This window comes from Peribacillus sp., assembly GCF_059453735.1.
The window spans coordinates 1-8434 of record NZ_JAZVJO010000232.1; the positions used below are offsets into that span (position 1 = coordinate 1).

The window sequence follows — 8434 nt, forward strand, 5'->3', positions numbered from 1 at the left end:
CTTTTGTATACATGTACACACTTTTCGTATACATGTATACGTTTTTGTAAACATGTATACGTTTTTTGTATACATCCATTTTTTCTTATTTAGACATGCGAAATTATTAATGATTACCCTCTCGAAATTAAAATTTAAAGAGTAATTGAACAAGATATGGGTATGGTAATAAATGGAGAATATGAAACAAATAAATGAACTGGAGGGACACATATATGACTAGCCAAAATGATCATCTTCCAAAACAGCCAGAACCTTGCTGGAGGGACAACCACCCCTTTCCAACGTTCCCTGCACTTGAGAAAAATGCTACAGCTGATGTAGCCATTGTAGGAGGAGGGATTACAGGAATTACAGCTGCCTACTTACTCGCAAATAAAGGCTTGTCGGTAACCCTCATAGAAGCCAGTGACCTTTTAAATGGGACCACTGGGCATACCACAGCTAAAATAACCTCACAGCACGGCCTAATTTACGATCAGCTGATTAAGGACTTTGGTGAAGAAAAAGCAAAACTATATTATGAAGCAAATAATGAAGCCATGCACTTTATACGGGACATCGTAAATACGCATGCTATCGATTGTGATTTAACTACGGAGGATGCTTACGTTTACGCAGGGACGGACGAATACATACCCAAAATCCAAGCAGAATTTAAGGCTTATGAAAAGCTGGGAATACCATGTGAATATACCGAAAGTATTCCCTTCTCTATCCCGTGTAAGGCAGCCGTTGTCATGAAGAATCAATCACAATTTCATCCCCTGAAATACTTAACTGCTCTGATTCCTACTTTGGTTGATGCCGGAATCAAGATCTATGAACATACTACAGCTGCCAAAGTTGAAGAAGAGGGTTCTAAACAAGTAATTCATACGACTTCTGGTCAAACCATTACATGTAGGTATGTATTGACTGCTTCCCATTACCCTTTTAATGACGAGATTGGTTTGTATTTTACCCGTATGCATCCAGAAAGGTCCTATGTATTAGGCATCAAAACAGATGAAGAGTACCCAGGCGGAATGTATCTCAGTGCTGATAGTCCTTCACGTTCTCTTCGGGACACTATAATTGATGGCGAACGCTTAATCCTCGTTGGCGGAGAAAGCCATAAAACCGGTCAAGGCATTCCAACAATGGAGCATTATGAAGCCCTGCAAGCCTTTAGCCATCAATTTTTTAGTGTTACGGACATTCCTTATAGGTGGTCAGCGCAAGATCTTATTACCGTCGATAAGGTACCTTATATTGGGGCAGCAACAAAGAACCATCCAAACATTTTAATTGCCACTGGATATGGAAAGTGGGGTATGACCAACGGAACTCTAGCTGCGAAGATTCTAACGGATCGTATATTAGAAAGAGAAAATCGCTACGCCTCTCTTTTTGATCCTTCTAGATTTGAAGCAAAAAGTCTTAAAAACTTAGTCACAGAAAATGCAAATGTCGCAAAGGAATTAATCAAAGGGAAACTATCAGTAAGTCCTCAAAGCTTGGAAGATTTATCTATTGGAGAGGCAGCCATAATACGAGTGAATGGAGAAAAATCGGGTTGTTACCGAGATCAAGCCGGTCAGCTGCATGTAGTGGATTCAACCTGTACCCATCTAGGCTGTGAGGTAGCCTGGAACAGCGGTGATACAACATGGGACTGCCCATGCCATGGGTCGCGCTTTTCTATTGATGGGACAGTGCTTGAGGGGCCAGCTGTGAATCCTTTAAAAAAGGTAGATATTTAAAAAGAAGCAGGGCAACATCGCCTGCTTCTTTTTCTTTTCTTGACATGTAAGCAATTTCGAAGTCGTATAATAGGTGGAGAAGAAGCAGAAAGGAAGGGTGCATATTATGATAAATGATTCTCTTGGACCAGAATGGCGTAATTTGAATGACCAGATTCGTATAGACAAGGATAATACGTTACGTGTAAATGGAGAAGGAATTGTCCAAGCGTCTCCCGATCAAGCAACCATTTCCTTAGGTGTCCGGACAGAAAATATTGATCCTGCCACTGCTCAGCAAGAAAATGCCCTTATCGTAGCTAACGTGCTGACGTCAATGACTTCACTAGGCATTCCTGATGATCATATTAAAACCACTGATTATCGAATAGAACCACAATATGACTTTCAAGATGGAAAAGAGCTTTTCAGGAATTATAGAGTTACCCACATGATTGAAATCCTAACCAACCAAATCGCCCAGGTCGGTGCAATCGTTGATACAGCTGTTAAGAACGGTGCGAATTCTGTTTCAAATATACGTTTTTCATTGGCTAAACCTGAATTAGTTTACAATCAAGCATTGTCGATTTCACTAAGAAATGCTTATCAAAAAGCCCAGGCGATTACACAAACCATCCGAACTACCTTAGTCCCGATTCCACTAACAGTGGTTGAACTATCTGGAGAACCCCTACCTGTTCTATACCAAGCAAATGTATTCAGCAAAGCAGTAGCCACCCCTATTCAACCTGGGGAACTAACTATATCCGCTAGAGTCCAGGTCGAGTATGAATATAAATAACAAACTCCAGCGCTATACACGCTGGAGTTCTTTTTAAAAGACAACTGTTTTATTTTGATGAACAATTACACGATCCTCGACATGCCATCTTACAGCGCGAGCCAACACTCGACGTTCAATCGAACGACCGATTTTCTTCATGTCTTCTGCATTATCACGATGGTCTACTCGATCAATATCTTGTTCAATAATCGGCCCTTCATCTAAATCATTCGTCACATAATGAGAGGTAGCACCAATGAGCTTTACGCCTCTATCATATGCGCGTTCGTATGGTCTCGCCCCAATGAACGCTGGCAGGAAAGAATGATGAATATTAATAATACGATGCGGCAGGGCTGCAACGAAGTCTGGCGTTAGGATTTGCATATACCTTGCCAATACGATGAAATCCACTTTATAATCAGCCAATAGTTTCAGCTGTGTTTTTTCCGATTCACGTCTAATTTCTTTGTTCGCAGGAATATGGTAAAAAGGGATTTGAAGCGATTCGACCAGTTGGCGATTGTCATTATGATTACTAATGACAAGAACAATATCAGCCATTAAATCACCGCTTTGCCATTCCCACAATAATTCAAGCAGACAATGGGGCTCTTTGGAGACAAAAATGGCCATTTTTTTCAAACTGCTTACTTTCGATAACGTCCATTCCATTGCAAATTGATCCGCAATTTCCGTAAAGGATGTCTTCATTTGCAAAACCTTGTTAGCCAAATCAGGACAATCAAACTCTATTCGAGTAAAAAATGTTCCGCCATTAGGATTGATAGAATACTGGCTCAACTCAACAATGTTAGCATTGTATTCTTTTAAAAAAGCCGTTACTGCAGCTACAATACCAGGCTGGTCAGGACATTTGATCATTAAACGTCCCGTATTTACATGCTTTTCTATAAAATTATTTAGTTGATCCTTTACTCCAGAATTCATTTCAACAACTGCCTCTCATTTGTTTTTACTCATTATACTTCATTGCATCCATGATAAAAAATGAACCAATGTAAAACCTCACCTTTTACTTCATAATTCCACGATTATTCAAGATTCCTGGTGCTCCTCTCTTAAAGTCTTCAATCGCATTTTCCCTTCCCTTCTCTATCGCCAAAATCATTGCCACCTCACTGAATAAGTTCCTTCCACTTTCCAGGAAATATCTGCTCACGTTGATCATGTAGATCAAAAAACGGAGCACTTATATGCCCTCACAAAATAAAAAATAGACATCCACCGATCATTTGGTCTGTGGATTTTTTAACCTATTTCTCTAGTAAGAAATGGATCTACTATTATCATAAAATACTTTTTTTAGTAACTAAATGGTTACTCAATTGTAAATATGGGTATGTAATTATCAGTCTAGTCGCGAAGGAGGTTACGTTTTTCGAATGAAGAAATCATTGATAACTATTTTATCGACATTATTTATACTTGTTTTGCTTTCTGGCTGTGCTGAAAAAGAACAGCTTGAGGATGGAACCAAACTGATTCAGAAGGATCAATTCGTATTTGCATCTTCTGGTGAGTTTAAACCATTCAGTTTTGTGAAAGATGACATGGAAGTCACAGGATTTGACGTTGAGGTTGGGAAAGCAGTCGCAGAAAAACTTGGCTTAGAACCCGTACCTAAACGAATCAAGTTCAAAGGAATCGTTGAAGGTGTTAAAACGGGACGGGCTGATGCAGCAGTGGCCAGTCATACGGTCAACCCGCAACGAAGTAAGCATGTTTCCTTTACAACTCCTTATTATTATTCTGGTCCACAAATATTTGTCCGTCCTGATAGTAAGGTAAAAAATATAGAAGATCTTAAAGGAAAAGAAATAGCCGCTTCAAAAGGCTCTACGTATGCCGACACCGCCGCTGAATACTCAAAGAATATTAAGACCTATGACAGTGACATTACTGCACTGAAGGCCTTGAGTGAAGGCAGACACGATGCAGTAATCACCGATTTCGTTACAGGTAAGACAGCTATTAAAGCTGGATTTGACATCGTCGGTCGTCAACTGATTGAACGAAGCGAGCAATCCATCGTTATTCCTCAAGATAATCCACAATTACTAAAACGCGTTAATACGGCTCTTGAGGAATTAAGACAGGATGGAACGCTGAAGAAGTTAAGTCAAAAGTACTTCGGAGAAGACATTACTACAAAACCTGAATAAGACGTTTAAACAGAAGGGGAGTTGTCCATTTGCCTAGTTTGTCACATTTTTTCGAAACATTCTTTGGAAAATCAAATGTATTTATAGACGCCATGCTCCTTACCCTGGAGCTCACTGTAGTTTCAATTGTTGTAGGGATTGTCATCGGTCTGTTTTTTGCACTATTAAAAGTATCTAATATTAAAATTCTTGGGTATATTTCAGATATATATATTTACCTTGTCAGAGGTACCCCATTAATCGTTCAAATCTTTATCTTATATTTCGGAATTAGCAGCATCTTTTTACTGCCGGATTTTTGGGCAGCATCGCTCGCACTCGCCTTACACAATGGTGCGTATATTGCTGAAATTTTCCGTGGTACCATTCAATCTATTGAAAAAGGACAGCTTGAAGCCGGCCGCTCTCTCGGAATGAGCCCTGCTCTGACCTTGCGCCGTATTATTCTTCCGCAAGCCTTCCGTCGTGCTCTTCCGCCGCTTGGCAACCAATTTATTATCGGACTGAAGGATTCATCTCTTGCCGCCTTTATCTCCATGGATGAGTTATTTAATGTCGCTACCACACTCGGTTCTAATAATTTTGATGAAATGACCTACTTACTGATCGTTGCGGTATATTACTTAATCCTGGTCGCTATCTTAACGATCATAGTTAACTTAATTGAAAAGAAATTATCCATAAGTGATCGATAGGAGGATATGTAAATGGAGAAAAGAGTCATGCTTCGCATCAGAAATTTAAATAAATCCTTTGGTGACTTACATGTCCTAAAGGATATTGATATGAAAGTACTTGAAAGTGATGTTGTTTGTCTGATTGGTTCAAGTGGTTCTGGTAAAAGCACCCTGCTTCGCTGTTTGAATTTCCTTGAAAAAAGAGACAGCGGACAAATCTTAATTGAGGGTGAAGAAGTTAACCCAGAAACTCAAAATATAAATAAAGTCCGGGAAAAAGTCGGAATGGTCTTCCAGCATTTTCACCTCTTCCCCCACATGACTGTCATTGAGAACATCATTGAGGCACCTGTTCATGTTAAAAAAGTTCCAAAAAAACAAGCACTTGTAGAAGCAAAAGAACTTCTGCGTAAAGTAGGGCTTGAAGATAAAGCAAATGTTTATCCTAGCAAGCTGTCCGGCGGTCAGAAACAGCGGGTGGCTATCGCACGTGCAATGGCCATGAAACCTGATGTTCTGCTTTTCGACGAACCAACTTCTGCCCTGGATCCAGAGCTTGTTGGTGAAGTGTTATCAACAATGAAAGAGCTTGCTGAGGATGGGATGACGATGGTTGTCGTTACACATGAAATGAGCTTTGCTCGTGAAGTGAGTGACTGGATTGTCTTCATGCAAGAAGGCAGAGTAATTGAAAGTGGTCCGCCGGAGGAATTCTTCACCAATCCAAAAGAAACGCGAACAAAAGAATTTTTACAAACAACTGTCTTTTAATAAAACCCGCATCCTAATAAGATGCGGGTTTTTCTAATCCAAACAATCAAAAAAGACAATGTATGCAAAAATGTGTCTAATACAACAATAATTTGGTTACTATTTCTATAACCGTATATTTATAAATGACCTAAGATATAGACTTTAAAGCCAATGGCATGGAAAAAAGTCTGTATTTATGGTATATTCACAGGTAAAATTACTAGTAGAATATTTAAGAAAGAGGTCTAATTATGGAAAATAATTCTCCGAACTTTGTACGAACTATTATTAAAGAAGACCTTGAATCCGGCAAGCATAACCACATTATTACTCGCTTCCCTCCAGAGCCAAATGGTTACCTTCATATTGGACATGCAAAAGCGATTATTCTTAATTTTGGTGTAGCCGATGAATTTAATGGAGAGACTAATCTCCGTTTTGATGATACGAACCCAATTAAGGAAGATGTCGAATATGTAAACTCAATTAAAGAAGATGTTGAATGGCTTGGCTATAAATGGGACAACTTGTTCTTTGCATCGGATTATTTCGATGAGATGTATGAGAGAGCACTTTTACTGATCAAAAAAGGATTAGCCTACGTAGATGATCTTAGTGCAGATGAAATTCGCGAATATCGCGGTACACTCACTGAACCAGGTAAAAATAGTCCTTACCGTGACCGCTCTATTGTTGAAAATCTCGATTTATTCGAAAAAATGCGCAATGGTGATTTTAAAAACGGCGAAAAGGTGCTGCGTGCAAAAATTGATATGTCTTCCCCGAATATTAATTTACGTGATCCAGTTATCTACCGTATTTCTCATACAGAGCATCACAATACAGGCGATAAATGGTGTATCTATCCAATGTACGCCTTTGCTCACCCGCTTGAAGATGCTATTGAAGGAGTAACTCACTCCCTTTGCTCACTTGAATTCGAGGATCAACGTCCCCTTTATGATTGGATCGTCAAAAATTGTGAAATGCAGCACACTCCAAGGCAATATGAGTTCGGCCGTTTGAACTTAACCAATACGGTTATGAGTAAACGGAAGCTCCGCCAGTTGGTTGAAGAAGGATATGTTGACGGCTGGGATGATCCACGGATGCCGACTATTTCTGGGTTAAGACGCCGCGGTTATACACCAGAAGCGATACGTAACTTCTGCCAAGAAATTGGTGTTTCTAAGGCTTATGGGACGATTGATTCACAGATGCTTGACCACTTTGTCCGTGAAGACTTGAAATTGAAGGCTCCACGTACTATGGGTGTTCTAAAACCACTTAAAGTCGTGATTACGAACTATACAGAAGGTGAAGTAGAATGGCTTGAAGCTGAAAACAATCCAGAAAATCCGGAAATGGGATCTAGATTAATTCCATTCTCTCGTGAAATTTACGTAGAGCAAGAAGATTTCATGGAGAATCCGCCCAAAAAATACTTCCGTCTCTTCCCAGGAAACGAAGTGCGTCTAAAGCATGCTTACTTCATCAAGTGTGAAGAAGTCATAAAAGATGACGAAGGAAATGTTATCGAACTTCATTGCACATACGATAAAGAAACAAAGAGCGGCAGTGGATTTACGGGCCGTAAGGTAAAAGGCACGCTGCATTGGGTTGATGCTAATCATTCTATCCCTGCAGAATTCCGCAATTACCAACCGTTAATCATGGATGAAAATCCGACTGAAGAAGAGGAAGAAAAAACGTTCCTAGAACGTGTAAACCCGCAATCGTTAGAAGTCATGAATGGGTTTGTAGAACCAAACATGAAGGAAGTTAAACCACAGGATAAATTCCAATTCTTCCGTCACGGATACTATAATGTTGATCCCAAAAACACAACAACAGACAAGCTGGTCTTCAACCAAATTGTCTCACTGAAAAGCTCATTTAAGCTATAAGGTCTACCCCGCTTCACAAATGTGAAGCGGGGTTTTTTTGAGGCTGTTAGTTCTGAAGCAGCTTTATGCCTGCCCGCTGCAGCGCTTGTTTTAAAGTGCTGTGTGTTGAAATTCCGCTGAAATCCAGCCCAAGCTGAATAGAGGTTTGAGCCACTTCCGGCCGGATTCCTGAAATTGTCGATTTGATTCCCAATAGCGATAAGGTTCTTGTCACCTGGTATAGCTGTTGGGCCACCATCGTATCTACTATTGTTACTCCGGAGAGGTCAATAAAAAGATGTGAAATCTCGGCAGCCGTACATTTCTCTGAAACATTTTCAAGCATCCTGCCTGCTCAATTTGTATCGATATCCCCTCTTAAAAGCAGGACAGCAATTGTGTCCACCAACGAAATGACAGG

8 protein-coding genes are annotated in these 8434 nt (G+C 40.0%); 6 read left to right on the forward strand and 2 right to left on the reverse strand.

The window, feature by feature from the left end; all coding sequences use genetic code 11:
• Positions 1-215: 215 nt before the first annotated feature.
• Positions 216-1745, forward strand: coding sequence for an FAD-dependent oxidoreductase (locus tag AC52RT_RS07310; RefSeq protein WP_495540132.1), 1530 nt, complete (start codon positions 216-218; stop codon positions 1743-1745).
• A 106-nt stretch (positions 1746-1851) separates the two neighbouring features.
• On the forward strand, positions 1852-2529 hold the full coding sequence (locus tag AC52RT_RS07315) for an SIMPL domain-containing protein (RefSeq protein WP_495540133.1): 678 nt from the start codon (positions 1852-1854) through the stop codon (positions 2527-2529).
• 33 nt (positions 2530-2562) lie between these two features.
• On the opposite strand, the gene purU is transcribed toward AC52RT_RS07315, so the two are convergent.
• Positions 2563-3462, reverse strand: coding sequence for a formyltetrahydrofolate deformylase (gene purU / locus AC52RT_RS07320; protein WP_495540134.1), 900 nt, complete (start codon positions 3460-3462; stop codon positions 2563-2565).
• 455 nt (positions 3463-3917) lie between these two features.
• Between purU and AC52RT_RS07325 the strand changes: the two genes are divergently transcribed.
• The 4 genes from AC52RT_RS07325 (at position 3918) to AC52RT_RS07340 (ending at position 8034) form a co-directional block, all read left to right on the forward strand.
• Positions 3918-4697: a transporter substrate-binding domain-containing protein gene (locus tag AC52RT_RS07325; RefSeq protein WP_340847393.1), complete on the forward strand. Its 780-nt coding sequence runs from the start codon at positions 3918-3920 to the stop codon at positions 4695-4697.
• Between the two features lie 29 nt (positions 4698-4726).
• Complete coding sequence (locus tag AC52RT_RS07330; protein ID WP_495540135.1) at positions 4727-5392, forward strand: amino acid ABC transporter permease; 666 nt, start codon at positions 4727-4729, stop codon at positions 5390-5392.
• Positions 5393-5404: 12 nt separating this feature from the next.
• The gene (locus AC52RT_RS07335) at positions 5405-6145 is read left to right on the forward strand and encodes an amino acid ABC transporter ATP-binding protein (RefSeq protein WP_495540136.1); all 741 of its coding nucleotides are present in this window, start codon (positions 5405-5407) and stop codon (positions 6143-6145) included.
• A gap of 233 nt (positions 6146-6378) precedes the next feature.
• Positions 6379-8034 (forward strand): glutamine--tRNA ligase/YqeY domain fusion protein, encoded by a 1656-nt coding sequence (locus AC52RT_RS07340; RefSeq protein ID WP_495540137.1) that lies wholly within the window; start codon positions 6379-6381, stop codon positions 8032-8034.
• A 46-nt stretch (positions 8035-8080) separates the two neighbouring features.
• Here AC52RT_RS07340 and AC52RT_RS07345 read toward each other — a convergent pair whose 3' ends face one another.
• On the reverse strand, positions 8081-8359 hold the full coding sequence (locus AC52RT_RS07345) for an STAS domain-containing protein (protein ID WP_495540138.1): 279 nt from the start codon (positions 8357-8359) through the stop codon (positions 8081-8083).
• Positions 8360-8434 lie beyond the last annotated feature (75 nt).

Coding starts and splice junctions, on each gene's coding strand:
- AC52RT_RS07310 (WP_495540132.1), top strand. CDS start 216: ATGACTAGCCAAAATGATCATCTTCCAAAACAGCCAGAACCTTGCTGG.
- AC52RT_RS07315 (WP_495540133.1), top strand. CDS start 1,852: ATGATAAATGATTCTCTTGGACCAGAATGGCGTAATTTGAATGACCAG.
- purU (WP_495540134.1), bottom strand. CDS start 3,462: ATGAATTCTGGAGTAAAGGATCAACTAAATAATTTTATAGAAAAGCAT.
- AC52RT_RS07325 (WP_340847393.1), top strand. CDS start 3,918: ATGAAGAAATCATTGATAACTATTTTATCGACATTATTTATACTTGTT.
- AC52RT_RS07335 (WP_495540136.1), top strand. CDS start 5,405: ATGGAGAAAAGAGTCATGCTTCGCATCAGAAATTTAAATAAATCCTTT.
- AC52RT_RS07340 (WP_495540137.1), top strand. CDS start 6,379: ATGGAAAATAATTCTCCGAACTTTGTACGAACTATTATTAAAGAAGAC.
- AC52RT_RS07345 (WP_495540138.1), bottom strand. CDS start 8,359: ATGCTTGAAAATGTTTCAGAGAAATGTACGGCTGCCGAGATTTCACAT.